General features: G+C 36.6%; 12 protein-coding genes and 1 tRNA gene. 9 read left to right on the top strand and 4 right to left on the bottom strand.

Annotated elements, in window-relative coordinates; translation table 11 throughout:
- Positions 1–249 precede the first annotated feature (249 nt).
- From mdh to Rain11_RS12585, 7 genes are all read left to right on the top strand, one after another.
- Positions 250–1185, top strand: a complete 936-nt coding sequence (gene mdh, locus Rain11_RS12615) for a malate dehydrogenase (protein ID WP_101359731.1) — start codon at positions 250–252, stop codon at positions 1183–1185.
- A 133-nt stretch (positions 1186–1318) separates the two neighbouring features.
- Positions 1319–2350: an NADH-quinone oxidoreductase subunit NuoH gene (gene nuoH, locus Rain11_RS12610; protein WP_101359730.1), complete on the top strand. Its 1032-nt coding sequence runs from the start codon at positions 1319–1321 to the stop codon at positions 2348–2350.
- Between the two features lie 9 nt (positions 2351–2359).
- Positions 2360–3418, top strand: a complete 1059-nt coding sequence (locus tag Rain11_RS12605; RefSeq protein WP_101359729.1) for a DNA methyltransferase — start codon at positions 2360–2362, stop codon at positions 3416–3418.
- Positions 3419–3483: 65 nt separating this feature from the next.
- The gene (locus Rain11_RS12600) at positions 3484–3747 is read left to right on the top strand and encodes a class I SAM-dependent methyltransferase (RefSeq protein ID WP_133121594.1); all 264 of its coding nucleotides are present in this window, start codon (positions 3484–3486) and stop codon (positions 3745–3747) included.
- A gap of 2 nt (positions 3748–3749) precedes the next feature.
- Positions 3750–4247, top strand: a complete 498-nt coding sequence (locus Rain11_RS12595; RefSeq protein WP_101359727.1) for a hypothetical protein — start codon at positions 3750–3752, stop codon at positions 4245–4247.
- A 22-nt stretch (positions 4248–4269) separates the two neighbouring features.
- The gene (locus tag Rain11_RS12590) at positions 4270–5325 is read left to right on the top strand and encodes an amidohydrolase family protein (RefSeq protein WP_101359726.1); all 1056 of its coding nucleotides are present in this window, start codon (positions 4270–4272) and stop codon (positions 5323–5325) included.
- Positions 5322–8471 (top strand): PAS domain S-box protein, encoded by a 3150-nt coding sequence (locus tag Rain11_RS12585; RefSeq protein ID WP_101359725.1) that lies wholly within the window; start codon positions 5322–5324, stop codon positions 8469–8471. The genes Rain11_RS12590 and Rain11_RS12585 overlap by 4 nt, the downstream gene beginning before the upstream one ends.
- A gap of 45 nt (positions 8472–8516) precedes the next feature.
- Here Rain11_RS12585 and htpG read toward each other — a convergent pair whose 3' ends face one another.
- From htpG to Rain11_RS12565, 4 genes are all read right to left on the bottom strand, one after another.
- Positions 8517–10337 carry a molecular chaperone HtpG gene (gene htpG / locus Rain11_RS12580; protein ID WP_101359724.1) on the bottom strand — a complete coding sequence of 607 codons (1821 nt, stop codon included), beginning with the start codon at positions 10335–10337 and terminating at the stop codon, positions 8517–8519.
- 84 nt (positions 10338–10421) lie between these two features.
- Positions 10422–11717, bottom strand: a complete 1296-nt coding sequence (locus Rain11_RS12575; protein ID WP_101359723.1) for a TolC family protein — start codon at positions 11715–11717, stop codon at positions 10422–10424.
- A gap of 107 nt (positions 11718–11824) precedes the next feature.
- Positions 11825–13222, bottom strand: a complete 1398-nt coding sequence (locus tag Rain11_RS12570) for a trigger factor (RefSeq protein ID WP_101359722.1) — start codon at positions 13220–13222, stop codon at positions 11825–11827.
- Positions 13223–13280: 58 nt separating this feature from the next.
- Positions 13281–13365 (bottom strand) — tRNA-Leu (locus Rain11_RS12565).
- A gap of 175 nt (positions 13366–13540) precedes the next feature.
- Here Rain11_RS12565 and Rain11_RS12560 point away from each other — a divergent pair.
- Together Rain11_RS12560 and Rain11_RS12555 are read left to right on the top strand one after the other, a co-directional pair.
- Positions 13541–14851: a POTRA domain-containing protein gene (locus tag Rain11_RS12560; RefSeq protein ID WP_165778139.1), complete on the top strand. Its 1311-nt coding sequence runs from the start codon at positions 13541–13543 to the stop codon at positions 14849–14851.
- Positions 14852–14861: 10 nt separating this feature from the next.
- Positions 14862–15674 carry a crotonase/enoyl-CoA hydratase family protein gene (locus Rain11_RS12555; RefSeq protein WP_101359720.1) on the top strand — a complete coding sequence of 271 codons (813 nt, stop codon included), beginning with the start codon at positions 14862–14864 and terminating at the stop codon, positions 15672–15674.
- The last annotated feature ends 359 nt before the right edge of the window (positions 15675–16033 follow it).

The following is a 16033-nucleotide window of genomic DNA, read 5'->3' as shown; positions in this document are numbered from 1 at the left end:
TAGAGGTAATTGACTCATATGATTAAATATTTAAAAAGTACAACTCAAAGTTAATCATTTTTTCAATTACCCTAAGTTTTTTTATTTAAATCCCTTGAAAACAATAAGTTAGACTTATAATTCACGTAATTTATAATATTTTTTATTATATCCAAGTATTGGGTTTATTTTTTTCAAAGAAAATTCATTCACTCAAAAAAATCTGTAATTTTGGGCAAAATATGGTTTCATCAAAAAACAGATACACCAATGAAAGTAACTGTAATAGGAGCGGGCAATGTGGGGGCTACCACTGCCGATGTACTCAGCTATCGTCAAATTGTTGATGAGGTTGTATTATTGGATATCAAAGAGGGCCTCAGTGAGGGAAAAAGTTTGGATATGTTGCAAGCCACTACTTTGACTGGCTCACTGACACGCCTAATTTCTTCTACCAACGACTATAGTCTTACGGCTAATTCTGATGTGGTGGTTATCACTTCGGGAGTGCCTCGCAAGCCAGGTATGACACGCGAAGAACTTATCGGCGTAAATGCAGGTATTGTGAAAAGCGTTGTAGAACAAATAGTTAAATATTCACCAAACACTATTTTGGTGATAGTCTCTAATCCAATGGATACAATGACTTACCTTGCTCATAAAGTGGCGGGTTTACCTCCCAATCGTATTATCGGAATGGGCGGGGCTTTGGATAGTGCAAGATTCGTAACTTATCTTTCTAAAGCTCTTAACTGCTCACCTGCCGATGTGCAAGGTATGGTTATTGGCGGACACGGCGATACAACTATGATCCCGCTTACACGTCTTGCTTCTTACAGAGGGGTTCCTGTAACTCAGTTTCTTTCTGCGGAAACGCTCAAACAAGTTGCCGCTGATACAATGGTGGGTGGAGCTACTCTTACAAAACTAATCGGAACTTCTGCTTGGTATGCACCAGGAGCGGCTTCGGCGGCAGTGGTAGAAAGCATTGTACGTGACCAAAAACGCATAATTCCTTCTTGTGTACCACTCAACGGCGAATACGGACAAAAAGATATTTGCTTGGGTGTGCCTGTGATAATTGGCAAAAATGGCTGGGAAAAAATCATAGATATTCAGCTCAATAGCGAAGAACAAGAGTTATTCAATAAATCTGCCGAAGCAGTACGAAATATGAATAATGTCTTGGCAACTCTGAATTTATAAAAAAAGTTATTTTTCTGTAAAACAAACTTGTAAAATGCCTTCAAGAAATGAAGGCATTTTTACTGAAAAATTATTTCTATTTTTGGCACATTCAAATATTTTTCTGAAATTGCCTTAAAAATCAAGCAACCCTATGGAACTAACGCTATTACTCATCAAGGGAGTGATTATTTTACTCATTTTCGGTATTACGTTACTGATAGCTACTTATTCTACCTATGCAGAACGCAAAGTTGCGGCGTTTATTCAAGACCGAATAGGCCCCAACAGAGCGGGACCCTTTGGATTATTGCAACCTATTGCTGATGCAGGTAAAATGTTTTTCAAGGAAGAGTTTATTCCTTCGCAAGCGAATAAATGGCTGTTTATCTTGGGACCTTCTGCGGCAATGCTTGCCGCTACAATGACTTCGGCGGTTATTCCTTTCGGGGCAGAAATGGAACTTTTCGGACACAAATTCTACATTCAAGGTGTTGATGGAAACATCGGAATTTTATACGTGTTTGCGGTAGTAGCTTTGGGTGTGTATGGCATTATGATTGGAGGCTGGGCATCTAATAATAAATACTCACTTTTGGGAGCTATTCGTGCCGCTTCGCAAAACATCAGCTATGAGCTTGCTATGGGACTTTCTATCATTGCTATTGTTATGATGGTGGGTTCGCTTTCTCTTCGTGAAATCGTTGAAGCCCAAAAAGATGTGTGGTTTGTATTTTATCAGCCTTTGGGTTTTATTATTTTCCTGACTTGTGCTTTTGCTGAATGTAATCGTACCCCCTTTGACTTGCCCGAGTGTGAAAGTGAATTGATTGGCGGCTATCATACTGAATACAGCAGTATGAAACTTGGGTTTTATCTTTTTGCCGAGTATATCAATATGTTTGTTTCTTCTGTAATGATTTCTACGCTTTATTTTGGAGGCTATAACTATCCTTTTATGAGTGTAGTGGCTGAAAATTTTGGTCAGAACATAGCAAGCATTTTAAGCGTAGTAGCTCTTTTTGCCAAAGCCCTGTTTTTTGTATTTTTCTATATGTGGGTACGTTGGACACTCCCTCGCTTCCGTTATGACCAATTAATGAATCTTGGCTGGAAAGGATTGTTACCCCTTTCTATCCTGAATGTAATTATCACAGGTATTGTGATTTTGATTTTGAAAAAGTAAGATTTTTTTATGAGTTATTACCCTGTAAATATTGAGGAAATACAGCTGAAAGTAGCCAAAAAGCGTATCAAAAAATATACGCCCCCGACTTATTCTATCTTTGATGAACCCTCTAATGTAAAAGAAATTCAAAATAGTTTTGGTGAAAAATTGGTGCGTGTAGATGGCACTATTCCCGTGGATTTACCCATAGAAAATGGACAAAGATTTTTGTTTATTAGTTACGACCAAAGTCGTTTTTCGCACGGAATACATAAATATCCTGCGAAATTTTTTCCTGAGTTACCTCGTTGGCTCATACAGAGGTATTCCAAGCCGAATGAATGGGTTTTAGAACCTTTTATGGGAAGTGCTACTACAAATATTGAATGTTTGCTTCACAACAGAAATTCAGTAGGCATTGATATTGACCCTTTTGCTCGTTTTTTAGCCAAAGTCAAAACTACCCCACTCAATTTGGACGAATTGAACCAAACTAATCAGTTTATTTTAGAACAAATTACATTTTTTCAGCCTATTTTGATAAAAAATGAGCAAATTCCTCAATTCCCGTACAGAGATAATTGGTTTCGGGTAGAAATTCTAAAAGAACTCACCTACATCAAACATTTAATTGAAAATCTGTCTGTGAATGAACACTTAAAAGACTTTTACAAAATTTGTTTTTCCTCCATTATTCGCAATGTTTCCAACGCTGACGATAATTGTACTCGTACAGTTATTCGTAAAAAACTCAATAAGCAAGTTTATCCTTCTTTGGCTCTGACGAAGTTTGCTGAAAATTTGCTTATTTTTTCTCAAAGAATTACAGAATTTTCTGAAAATGTTACTAATTCATTTCTTGAAATCTCTCACGACTCTGACGCAAGAAATATAAAATATTCTAATAATACATTTGACTTGGCTGTTACTTCACCGCCTTACGGAAATGCAGTAGATTATCCGAGAACACATCAGCTTGAAATGTATTGGTTGGATATTGTAAATGGCTCTTTAACAGAGCTGAAAAAGCAACATATTGGCACGGAAAGCGTAAGTGCAACATTCTATAAAAATTACATCAGATAGGCATTGAAACTGCGGATAAGGTACTAAAAGCTATTTATGAAATTGACCCAAGACGCTCTTATATTTTGTACAAGTACTTAGAGGATATGTCCGAAAATTTGAAAGAAGTATATCGTGTATTAAAAAAAGGCGGAAGGTATATTATTGTCGTAGGAAACAACTTGGTTCGCAAGCATAATTTTGAAACGTGGAGGTATCTAATACCCATTGCTGAGCAAATAGGGTATCATTTAGAAACCTATTTCGGTTCTGAAATTATTAAGCACTTTATTAAAGTGCCAAGAGAAGAGCGAATTAACACCGACTGGATAATTGTTTTAAGAAAGTGAGTATGGATACACATTTTCCTAATGACCGTGCAGATATAGGCAAAAAAGCCGCTGTTGATGGATTTGCTCACGAGTTAATTTTAGCAGGTATTTTAATGAAAAGATATTTGAATGTTTCTTTGGTTGATTTACCTCTATCGGAGTATGATATTTTAGTGGTTCTCAAAAATACAAATGATGAAGAAATTTTTATACGTGTACAATCTAAAACTGCAACAAAATCTATAAGATTTACAGGAGGCACACGAGGAGGGGTAGATAGAGAATATAAATCTGATGTAAAAAAATACATTCAATCGCCGAAAACGGCAGATGTTGTTATCGGTGTTTGTCCTACCAAAGATGGTAATTTTGATTTATACATTGTTCCAACGCTACTTATTGAATATTTTGGCACAGAAAGTAAAAGTTTAAGTCAATTACAAACACTTAAAAACAACTTTGAAATGTTAGAGCGAAGCAAAGATTATGAATTTATTTTGAATAAAGAAAAGAATTAGGTTTAATAAAAAAGTAATTCCTATGTGCCTCAAAATTGACATACACACGCATATCATACCCGAACACTTACCCGACTTGAAAAAGCGGTATGGTTATGCAGGTTTTGTCAATCTTGACCACCACAAGCCCGGCTGTGCCAGAATGATGATTGATGGCAAATTTTTTCGTGAAATTTATGCCAATTGTTGGGACGCAGAAGTTCGCTTGAAAGAATGTGATAGCCACAAAGTTGATGTGCAGGTTCTTTCTACTATTCCTGTAATGTTTAGTTATTGGGCAAGTGCTTTCGATGCTCTTGACCTTTCAATGTTTCTCAATGACCACATAGCAGAACTGGTTCATAAATACCCCCAACGCTTTGTAGGATTAGGCACCGTCCCCCTGCAAGAACCTAAACTTGCCATTCAGGAACTTGAACGCTGTATGAAAATTGGCTTGGCAGGAGTGCAGATAGGGTCTCATATCAACAACTGGAATCTTTCTGATGAGGTGCTTTTTCCTTTTTTCCAAGCTGCAGAAGACTTGGGAGCCGCTATTTTCGTACATCCTTGGGATATGATAGGAAAGGAACGTATGCCGAAGTATTGGCTTCCGTGGCTGGTGGGTATGCCTGCGGAAAGTTCGCTTGCGATTTGTTCAATGATTTTTGGGGGGGTTTTTGAACGTTTGCCTCGCTTACGAGTAGCTTTTGCACACGGGGGAGGTGCTTTCCCCGCCACAATTGGCAGAATTTCTCACGGCTTTGAGGTTCGTCCTGACTTGTGTGCTATTGATAACAACGTTCATCCAAGAGAGTATTTAGGCAAATTTTATGTAGATTCACTCGTTCACGACCCCGATGCGATGAGGCTTATTTTGAAAGTAATTGGTGAAGATAAAGTTGTTTTAGGAACAGATTATCCTTTCCCTTTGGGCGAATTAGAACCGGGCAAGCTCGTAGAGAGTATGCCTGATTTAAGCGATGCTACCAAAGAAAAAATTCTTGGATTAAATGCACTCAGTTGGCTCAATTTGAGCATAGAGAAATTTATTGATAGCAAAAAGCCAGATTTTCATTCAAACATCTTACAGCAATGAGTAATCAACGGCACTATAATCCTATCATCAGAAATAGCCTCTTTTTACTTTTAGGGGTGTTTTTGATAATTCTGATACTCAACTATGTTCTGACAAGCTATTTTTTCAATGCTATTGAACAAGGGCAGTATTTAGTGGATATTGCGGGGCGTAATCGTACCCTTTCGCAACTCATTGTATTAGATGCTCAGAAAGTTGCCGAAGGAAATGAAAATATGAAGGTGATTTTGCGTGAGCATATCGCCGAACACGGAAGAATACTCCGAGCTTTACGCGATGGGGGAACCATTACCGTAGATAACCGAGAAGTAGAAATTACTGACAAAGCTGATGAAACTATTTTACCTACTATCAAAAGGGTAGAAAAACTTTGGCGAAGCTATCAGGATACTGCTAGCATTGTAGTTGCTGAACCCACTAAAATTGCTGTTCGGCAAGAAGGAAAACAAGAAGTGAAATTGGATATTGAGCTTGAAAAACTTGCTGAAATGGGTTTTGAAGAGAAGCAAATCATAAATCCTGTAGTACTCAAAGCTATTGATTATCTCAAACGCAAGTCTTCAGAAATGCTTTTGCTTAATGAGCAACTGGTTAGAGAGTTTTTGCTTGTTCTGGACAAAAAACGTCAGAATGCAGACCTGATTATTTTAATTCTTACGCTTATCAATGCAGGAGCTATTGTAGGAGCATTTTTTGTAATTAAAGATGTGGTGCTGAAACCACTGAATATCATCGCCGAAGCCGCAGAAGAAATCGCCGAAGGATACAGTAGTAAGCCTATTGAATACGAATTTAACAATGAGGTTGGTTCGGTGGTGAGGGCTATCAATAGAATTGTGGGTAGTTTGGAGAATGCCACTGATTTTATTCAAAATATTGGTAGGGGCAATTTGAATGCTCAATACAAAGGTGTTGAAAACTATACAGAACTCGAAAAGGAAAGCTTGGCGGGAGCATTGCTGGATATGCGTGAGCGTATGATAAATGTGGCACAAAGCGAAAAAAACCGCGAGTGGAGCAATACTGGTCTAACCAAATTCGTGGAAGTTTTGCGTAAAGATAATGACAATCTGAAAAAACTGGCTTACAACATTATTTCTGAACTTGTTGAATATATAGGAGCGGCACAAGGTTGTATGTATATTGTAGAGGAGGAAAGCAAAGAAAATGAGACAAAAGAAATGTATGCCGAAATTGTAGCGGCTTATGCTTTCGGACAACAAAAATTCTTGAAACAAAAAATTTACCCCCACGAAGGTGTAATAGGGCAAGTGCTGATTGATAAAGAAACCATTTACATTGATGATGTTCCCGATGATTATTCTGACATTGTTTCGGGTTTGGGTTCTGCAAAGCCTAATAATGTGCTTATTGTGCCGCTAAAACTCAACGAAGTTTTGGTGGGAATGATAGAACTTACTACGTTCCAAAAATTTGAACCTTATAAAGTTGAATTTATTGAGCGTTTGGCAAATAACATTGCCTCTACCATAACCAACGTAAAAGTAAATGAAAGAACTCGTTTGCTCTTGAAAGAGCAGGAAAATACTACTACGCAACTCAAATTGCAAGAAGACCAAATGAGGCAAAACCTGCTCAAATTACAAAGTACCCAAGAAGAAATGAGACGAAATCAGCAGGCTTTGCGTTCTCAATCGTATGCTATTGGTACTACACTTTTGGAGGCAGAATACGATATGGAGGGTAGATTGCTCAATGCCAACAGCCTTTTTTTAGCAAAATTTAAATATAAAATTACTGATGTAAAAGGCAAAAATCACCGTATTTTTCTGGATACACAAAGTTCGTATAGTGAGGAATACTTGCGTTTTTGGGATAATTTGAGAGCAGGTAAAACCCAAATGGGAGAGTATAAACGTGTGGCTCGTGATGGAACAGAAATCTGGATTAGGGCAACTTATGTGCCTGTTCCTGACGAAACAGATACACTCTACAAAGTTACTTGTTTGGCTTTTGATGTTACCGAAGAGAAAAAACAAGTGCTTGACTATCAGGGGCAGGTAGAAGCTTTGCGGCGTTCATCTATTGTTTTTGAATTTGATTTACAGGGTTTTATCATTGACCTTAATGACCTTGCCTTGCAAACTTTTGGCTACACCAAAGATGAACTATTCGCCAAACATTACAATACGCTTCTGCTTATGGAAGAGGCTGAAAATGATGATTACAAAATTATGTGGCGAGAATTGAAAGGTGGTAAGTTCCGTACAGGGGAGTATGAATACAAAAACAAAAATGGTGAAACTATCTGGTTGCAAGGTAGTTTTAACCCTATTTTTGACTTGAACGGCAATACTACCAAAATCCTTATGGTTGCCGAAGATATTACGCAAAGAAAAGAAGCTGAAAGGCAAATGCAAGAAATCCAACTTCGCACCAAAATTCAACAGGAAAACCTTACTGCTCTTATCAACAATACCGACGAAAGAATTTTATCCATCGATAAGCACTACTTCGTAACTATTATCAATGAAAACTTACAAAATGTCTTTCGTCAAATGGGGCGTGAAGTAGATATTGGCACAAACATCTTGGATACCTTCCCTGAAAGAAACTACCACCGCCTCAAAGATCCTTACGATAGAGCATTGGCAGGTGAAAAGGTGCGTTTGGAAGAGCATTACGTAGGCTCAAAAGGTGAAGAAATCGCTCTCTTGGTTACTTACAACCCCATTCTTGATGATAGCGACAACGTACAGGGGGTTACGGTCTTTGCAAAGGATATTACCGAAATCAAAAAGAACCAAGAAGAGATGATGAAAATCCAACGAGAAATGGAAGAGAAGGAGGCAGATTTGCGTGCTTTAATCAATAATTTAGAAGACTGCGTATTCGCTTTGGATAACAAATATAACTTTGTGGTATTCAACGAAGCCTTTGAAAAAACTATCAAAGAAAAAGCCAATAAAGAAGTGAAAATTGATGAAAGTTTTGAAAAAATTGTCCCTCCTTCTGAATGGGAAACTTGGAAAACACTTTTAGAAAGAGCTTTGGCAGGTGAAAAATTCAAAACCAATATTACTTTTTTTGATGATATTTACGAACTTTCCCTCAATACTATTTTTGATAAAAATAAGAAAACCATTGGGGTAGCTCTGGATATGCGTAAAATTGAGCTATTGTAACAAAAAAGCGGAAACACAAGAAAAATTGTATTTCCGCTTCAAGCATTAACCTAAAAATTCAATGCTTTTCTGAATAAAGTTGCTCAATTTTTCTCCTGAAAGAATACCCTGTGAAAGTTGTGCCAAATCATATAGATGTGAGGCAAGAGCGATTTGTTTATGCTCGTCGTTTTCTTTAAGCAATTTGCTAATCAGCGTGTGATTGCCGTTGATGGTTACGTTGAAGTTGTTTTCATTCAAAGCCCAAGACCAACCCTGCAAACGGCTCATTTCTTGCATACGGCGAATATACTCGGGTAAAGTGATAAGTACAGGCATTTCGTCAGGAGCTAATCCTTGTAGCTCAATGGTTATTTTATCGTTGGCAATTACTTTCTTGAAAAGTTCTTTTACCTTTTCCTCTTCCTCTTTGGTAAGTACAGATTTATGCTCCTCCTCTTTGAGAATGAGTTTGTCTATTACATTGGCATCTACTCTGCGAACTTGTGTTTTTTCAAGTTTGCGTTCTAACATTTCGCCGAAGGCATTATCCAAGATACCATCAAAAATCAAAACATCATAGCTTCGTTTGCGGGCTGAATCAATGTAGGTGAATTGTTTTTCTTTATCGTTGGTATAAAGCCAAACAAGATTGCTGTGCTTATCGGTTTGGTTGGCTTTGGTGTGTTCTTTATACTCGTCAAGTGTAAAAAATTTACCTTCAATATTTTTGAGTAAGCAGAATTTTTCGGCTTTTTCGTAAAATTTTTCATCAGTGAGCATACCATATTTGACGAAAAGTCCGATGCTTTCCCATTTTGCCTCAAAGGATTTTCTATCGTTACGAAAAAGTTCGGCGAGTTTATCAGCAACTTTTTTGGTAATGTAAGTGTTGATTTTCTTTACATTACTATCGGCTTGCAAGTAGCTACGCGATACATTCAGAGGAATATCGGGTGAGTCTATAATGCCGTGTAAAAGCATCAAAAATTCAGGGACAATATCACTGACTTCGTCGGTAATAAACACTTGCCTTGAATAAAGTTGAATTTTGTTTTTTTGCACTTCCAAAGTGTTTTTGATTTTAGGAAAGTACAAAATGCCCGTCAGATTGAAAGGATAATCTACATTGAGATGTATCCAGAAAAGAGGCTCTTCGGCAAGTGGATAAAGTTCTTTGTAAAAATTCAGATAATCTTCATCTTTTAGTTCGGTGGGAGGAATTGTCCAGAGAGGCTTGGTTTGATTGATTTGTTCTCCTTCCAACTCAACAGGAATAGGTAAGAAACGTGCATATTTATTCAAAATTTCTCTCAAACGCCATTTGTCTAAAAATTCTTCACTATCTTCGGCAATATGCAAAATAATAGTTGTTCCTCGTTGTAATTTTTCGGCGGGTTCTATGGTAAATTCGGTATTACCTTCGCAAACCCAACGAGCGGCAGGAGCTTCAGTTTGGTACGACTTGGTGATAATTTCTACCTTTTTAGCCACCATAAATGCCGAATAAAATCCCAATCCGAAATTTCCAATGATTTGGTTACGAGCATCGGAAATTTTATCTTGGTATTTTTGCACAAATTCAGTAGCCCCTGAGAAAGCAATTTGATTGATGTATTTGTCAATTTCTTCGGCAGTCATTCCGATGCCTGTGTCATTGATAGTGATAGTTTTGGCATCTTTATTTACGCTAATTTGCACCTTCAAGTCTCCGAGTTCGCCTGTAAATTCTCCCAAAGAACTCAAAGCCTTCAATTTTTGACAGGCATCAACACCATTTGAAACCAGCTCACGTAAGAATATTTCGTGGTCGGAGTAAAGAAATTTTTTAATAATTGGAAAAATGTTATCAGTATGAATGGAAAGCGTTCCTTTCATTGCTTGCATAGACATTTCAAATTTTAGAGTTTGACCATTTTTGCTAAAAGCACTTGATAAACAAAAAAAATAGTGAGTAAGTTCGGAAAACTTTTAAGGTGTATCTATATTACCTGCTACGAGCAAAAGCTGAATTTCTGCAAGTTTTACATTGAAAAAACTTTGAATTTTACGATTTTCGGAAATTTCGGCAACTCTTTGAGCCTCACGAATTTCAATAATAGTAGCTTGCCCAAGTGAAAAGCGTTTGTCCATAATTTTCAGATACTCTTGGGCATTTTGCGAGCTAATAGTTTCTATCTGATATTGCTCTTGGGCAATAAGGTAATTTTGCCATTGGCGTTCTAATTCGGTTTGGAGTTCTTGTCTAATTCGGTTATATTCCAATTCTTGCGATTTAGTTTGTAGCTGGGCAGTTTGGTATTGGCGGTTGAAAATATCGCCATTGTAAAGTGGTACTGCCAAATTGAATCCTACAAAAGCCCCATAATTTTGATTAAGCAACAAAAAGCCTGCTGTACTATTATTCCGATTGTACGAATATCCTGCACTAATGGTAAGTGAAGGCATTTTTTGAGCTTTGGCTTCTTTTTCAAAAGTGAGGCTATTTTTAAGATTATTGCGAGCAATTTCTAATTGAGGATTTTGCTCCAAACTACTTTTCAGACTTTCCAACTGCAATTTTTCTTTGAGCGTAACATTTTCTTTTACTTCCAAAGGAGTATCAGGATTTTGGGCTAAAAGTAAATTTAGGTTGATTTTGGCTTGTTTAAGAGCCAGTTCTTGTGAGCGAATAACTTGTTCTTGGTTACTTACATCTAATTGAGCAAGAGAAAGGTCTGTTTGGTTGGCTGTTCCTACTTCTACTCTTTTCTGAATAATTTTAAGACGTTCTTGGGTAATAGATAGCAGTGTTTGTTGTAGTTTCAGGTTTTGCTTTTGTCGTACAATTTCTAAATATGCCGCTGCTACCTGTGCTAAAAGTTGCTGTTTTTGATTTTTGAGAGCTATTTCAGTATTTTTCTCTACAATTTGCAAGCGTTCTTGTAAAGCCCAGATTCTACCACCATTAAAAATTTGCCAATCGGCACGGATATTTGCATTCAAATTATTGGAAACAGCTCCATTTCTGCTGATTTCAGTGCCATTTGAAAGTTGCTGATTGATGCCAAAAAGTTGAAAGTTATCCGCTACATTAAGCGTAATGCGAGGCAGTTTGCCTGTGTTACCTGCAAAATTATTGTTGCTTGCAATTTGAAGGTTATTTTGCAAAATTTTTGTGTTCCAGTTGTTTTGTAAAGCTATCTGAAAAGCTTCTTCCAAAGAAACTTCTTGGGCAAAAAGCAAGCCCGAAAAAAACAGAAAAGGGAAGTAGAGAAATTTTTTCATAGGGAAAATCTTTTACATAAAACTTCAAAGCAAGCTGTTTTAGTGCATAGATGCTTGTTTTTTTCCAAATAAAAAGCCTTCAAGTTTGGCTTGAAGGCTTTTGCTCACTATGCGTTTATTCCCCGTTTTAATATTTCATCAAATTCTTTGAGAGAGGTTTCTTTTTCAGTTTTGGGAAGTTCTTCGTAAAGTCTATCAATTGCTTTTTCACGAGCTATGTTGGTATAGATAGCATCAATTTGACTTTTGTTAAGACCTTTGAATTGTTTGAAAGCAAACTCATACATCCAAGCGTCATCGCCCGTGTTCAATCCCATTTGTCTGACTCTTGCAATTACACCATTGATATAATCTTGCTTTACTTCTTCAAAAGTTACTTCTACATTGTACTTTTTGATAAGTTCGTTGCTTAATACCTCCCAATGTACGCCTTTCAGAAATTCTTGTGGCTTTTGCTTGATTTCTTTAATTTCAGCCTCTGAAACTCTTTTGGCTTGGGTAAGATAGCGTAAAAGAAATTCTATATCTACTTCAAAAGTATTTTGTTTGATAAAATCCTCTTTTAGTTTTTCTTTGGCAAAATTGATAGCGTGAATATTTATATCACTAACAATATTTTGTAAAATTCTTTCTTTGAAGGCATTTTCGTCAGAAATTTCCTCATTGGGGAAAACTTGCTTGAAATAGCTTTCAGTAAGCTCAGGTTTTTCTCTACGACTAATTCGCTCTACTTGGAATTTAGCTTTTTTATCTTTGAGCAAAGTGAAATCTTCTTCTTTTGTACCAAAAATATTTTCTTTTGTATCTTCTTCATTTTCAAATACCTGAAAGGGGTAAATCTCAATTTCCGAACCTTTTTCCAAGCCCATAAATTGCTCTTGAGCTTCCTTTTTGAGCTTGCTTACTAAAAATAGAGCGTAACGAGTAATCGTTGTAGGCTCGGTTTGGCTTTCTGCTTCTACTTCTGTACTTTCAAGATTAAAAGTACAATTTCCCATTACAAAATCATTTTCACTTTCTACCTTTTGTGCTTCTTTGATAGAGGCTTGTCTTTCTAAAAATGCCTCAAACTCTTTATTTTTTTCTTCCTCGCTAAGGGTAATTTTGTAAGATATGGCTTCAATGCCTTCGGTTTTCAGTTCAAACGGAGGAACAAGAGCCATCTCTACTTGAAAAGAGTAAGTTTCAGGAAAGCGAACATTGAAACGTGGGAAATCGTAATTTTCGGGAGCAATAGGTTCTCCTAAAAAATGTATATCATTTTCGCGTAAGTATTTATCTACATTTTGAGAGAAGAGTTTCAGAACGGTATCGCCTAATATTTCATTGCCGTATAGATTTTTTACTACGGCTACAGGTGTTTTCCCTGGTCTGAAACCTTTGATATGAGCTTTGCTGGCAATCTTTTTGAGTTCTTTATCAAGTTCGCTCAAATAATCTTCGGGTTGGAGCGTAATAGAGAGTTTTCCACGAACTTCGCTTTGCTTTTCAAACACTATTTCCATAAGTGAAAAGATTTTTAGGATTAAAAAAATCCTCTGCAATGTTGCAGAGGATAAGATTTGGTGCGGATGGAGGGACTCGAACCCCCACGCCTCACGGCGCCAGATCCTAAGTCTGGTGCGGCTACCAATTACGCCACATCCGCAAAATTGAGTTGCAAAAGTAATACAAAAAAAACAATCTTGCAAGAAAAATTTGTTTTTTTCTCTGAAAATCCCTATTTTCAGCAAAAAATAGCTTGTAGAATTGTGTTGCGTTTTGTATTTTTGATGGTATGGGCTTTTTATTGCTCACTTGCTTGGGGGCAAACAGATTGGTTTGTGCTAGAAGATATTGTGTTGCAGGGCAATAAAAAAACCAAAGATTTCATCATTCTCCGAGAAATAGAATTGCGAAAAGGTGATACCCTTGTTGAAGCTCAAACTTTTGAGATTTGCGAGAAAATCAAAAATCGCATCTTTAATCTCAATCTGTTTATTGAAGTGGAAGCGAGCTTTGAAACTTCGGGTGAGCATAGTAAAGTTCTTTTTGTGAAAATGAAAGAACGCTTTTTTGTATTTGTAGCCCCTATTTTAGAAATTGGTGATAGAAATTTTAACGAGTGGTTTTATGATAGAAACAAAGATTTTTCACGCTTAAACTATGGAATTATTTTTACCAAACGTAATATGCGTGGGCGTAACGAAACCCTTGAACTCACTGCTCAAACGGGCTTTTTACAAAGATATAAATTTGCCTACAAAATTCCTTATATTGATAAAAAACAAATTTACGGCTTGCATTTCTATTTTGCTTATACGCAATTCAAAAATTTGGCTTTCCAAACTGAAAATAACAAACTTGCCTACCTGAAATATGACGAAAATTTACGTGAAAGAATTACAACAAATTTCAAAATCCGCAGACGCACAGGTTTTTATCAGTGGCAAAATTTAGAATTGCATTTTACGCATAATTGGGTGAATGATACTATTTTACTGCTCAACCCCAACTATCATTTACGAAGTCAGAATATTCAAAAATATTTTCATCTAAACTATGAGTATCTCTATGACGACAGCGATTTTTTCAGCTATCCGTTGAAAGGCAAAAAAGTGCTTTTGAGAGCAAGTAAGTATGGTCTATTTCCTCAGGACAATCTTAACTTATGGTCTTTTTACGCTACATTACAATATCATAAAAACTGGAACGAATATCTTTTTAGCAGTTGGGCGATAGGAGGTAGGTTGCTTTTTCATAATGGACAGCCTTACACCAATGCACAAGCACTAGGCTATGGAAACGATTTAATAAGAGGATATCAGTTGTACGTGATTGATGGGCAACATTATGCTTGGTTCAAAACTGACTTTAAGTGCCGAATACTAAATTTTAAGAAAGATGTAAAATTTTTACCTTCGCAATTGCGTACCATACCTGTAAGCGTTTTTCCAAAAATATTTTTTGATACAGGCTTTGTCCGTGATAATGTTTTTTTCTCTGAAAACAATCCTTTGGCAAACCAAATGCTTTGGGGTATGGGAGCAGGTATTGACCTTGTAACCTATTACAATAGTGTTTTTCAATTAGATTTCAGCTATAATCGTCTCAAAGAGTTGGGAATTTTCTTTAATTTTGAAACCAGTTTCTAAACCTTGTTCTATGAGTTTTCAATCTATCAGCACCGAAGTTAAAGGGAATATTGGTATTCTCAAATTCAATCGTCCTGAAAAAGCCAATGCAATGGATAGCCATTTTTGGCAAGAATTGCCCCAAGCAATGCAAGCATTTTCGGAAAATCCGCAGGTGCGTGTAGTGGTTTTGTATGGCGAGGGCAAAAATTTTTCAGCAGGCATAGACCTTACTATGCTTATGAGCCTGAAACAAATGATTTCGGGTTTAGATATCGGAAGAGCCGCTGAAAAAATACAGCAATTTATTCAGAACCTGCAAGCAAGCATCAATGCCATTGAAAAGTGTTCTAAACCCGTGATAGCCTGCTTGCACGGTGCTTGCATAGGCGGAGCAGTGGATTTGATTTGTGCTTGTGATATGCGTTTTGCTTCGCAAGAAGCCTATTTTTGCATCAAAGAAGTGGATATGGGCATTATTGCTGATTTAGGCACTTTGCAACGTCTGCCCAAACTTATTCCTGCGGGGCTGGTAGCCGAACTTGCTTATACTGCCCGTAATTTCACAGCCCAAGAAGCTCTGCAAATGGGAATGCTCAATAAAGTGTATGAAAATAAAGAGAGTTTGCTTCAAGAAGTGGAAGGCATCGCCTTGCAAATTGCGGAAAAATCTCCACTTGTGGTAAGAGGTATCAAAAAAGCACTCTTGCATAGCAGAGAACACACAGTGCAGGAAAGTTTGGCATTTATTAGCTATTGGAATGCCTCACAACTAATGAGCAAAGATGTAGAGATTGCTCTGATGGCTCAGATGCAAAAACAAAAACCTACTTTTGAAAATTAAAAAAAAGATTTACAAATTTTAAAATAAAAACTATTAGTTTGTTTTTATTTTTGTGATATAAATATTTGAAAATCAAAATAATACAAATTTATTACCTGTTGAAAATATAAAAAAATAAAACAAAAACATACACAAGTTATGCAGTTTTAATGATTGCAAATTTTACTAAGTTTTTTTTGCTTACTTTTGTGATGTCAATTAAACAACATAAATTTATGTTAAAAAGCAAGAACAATATGACCGCCAAGTTATGAATTAGTGGATATTGACGGCGTTTAATTTAACAAAATTAAGAAAGATTTCATCATTAAGAAAATCCTTATTGTTTTTTTGTGAGGTATAAAAAAAATACTTATAGC

It is taken from the genome of Raineya orbicola, from assembly GCF_002843425.1.
GTDB lineage: Bacteria > Bacteroidota > Bacteroidia > Cytophagales > Thermonemataceae > Raineya > Raineya orbicola.
Note: the sequence above shows the minus strand (reverse complement) of the source record. Positions and strands in the feature narration are given on the sequence as shown.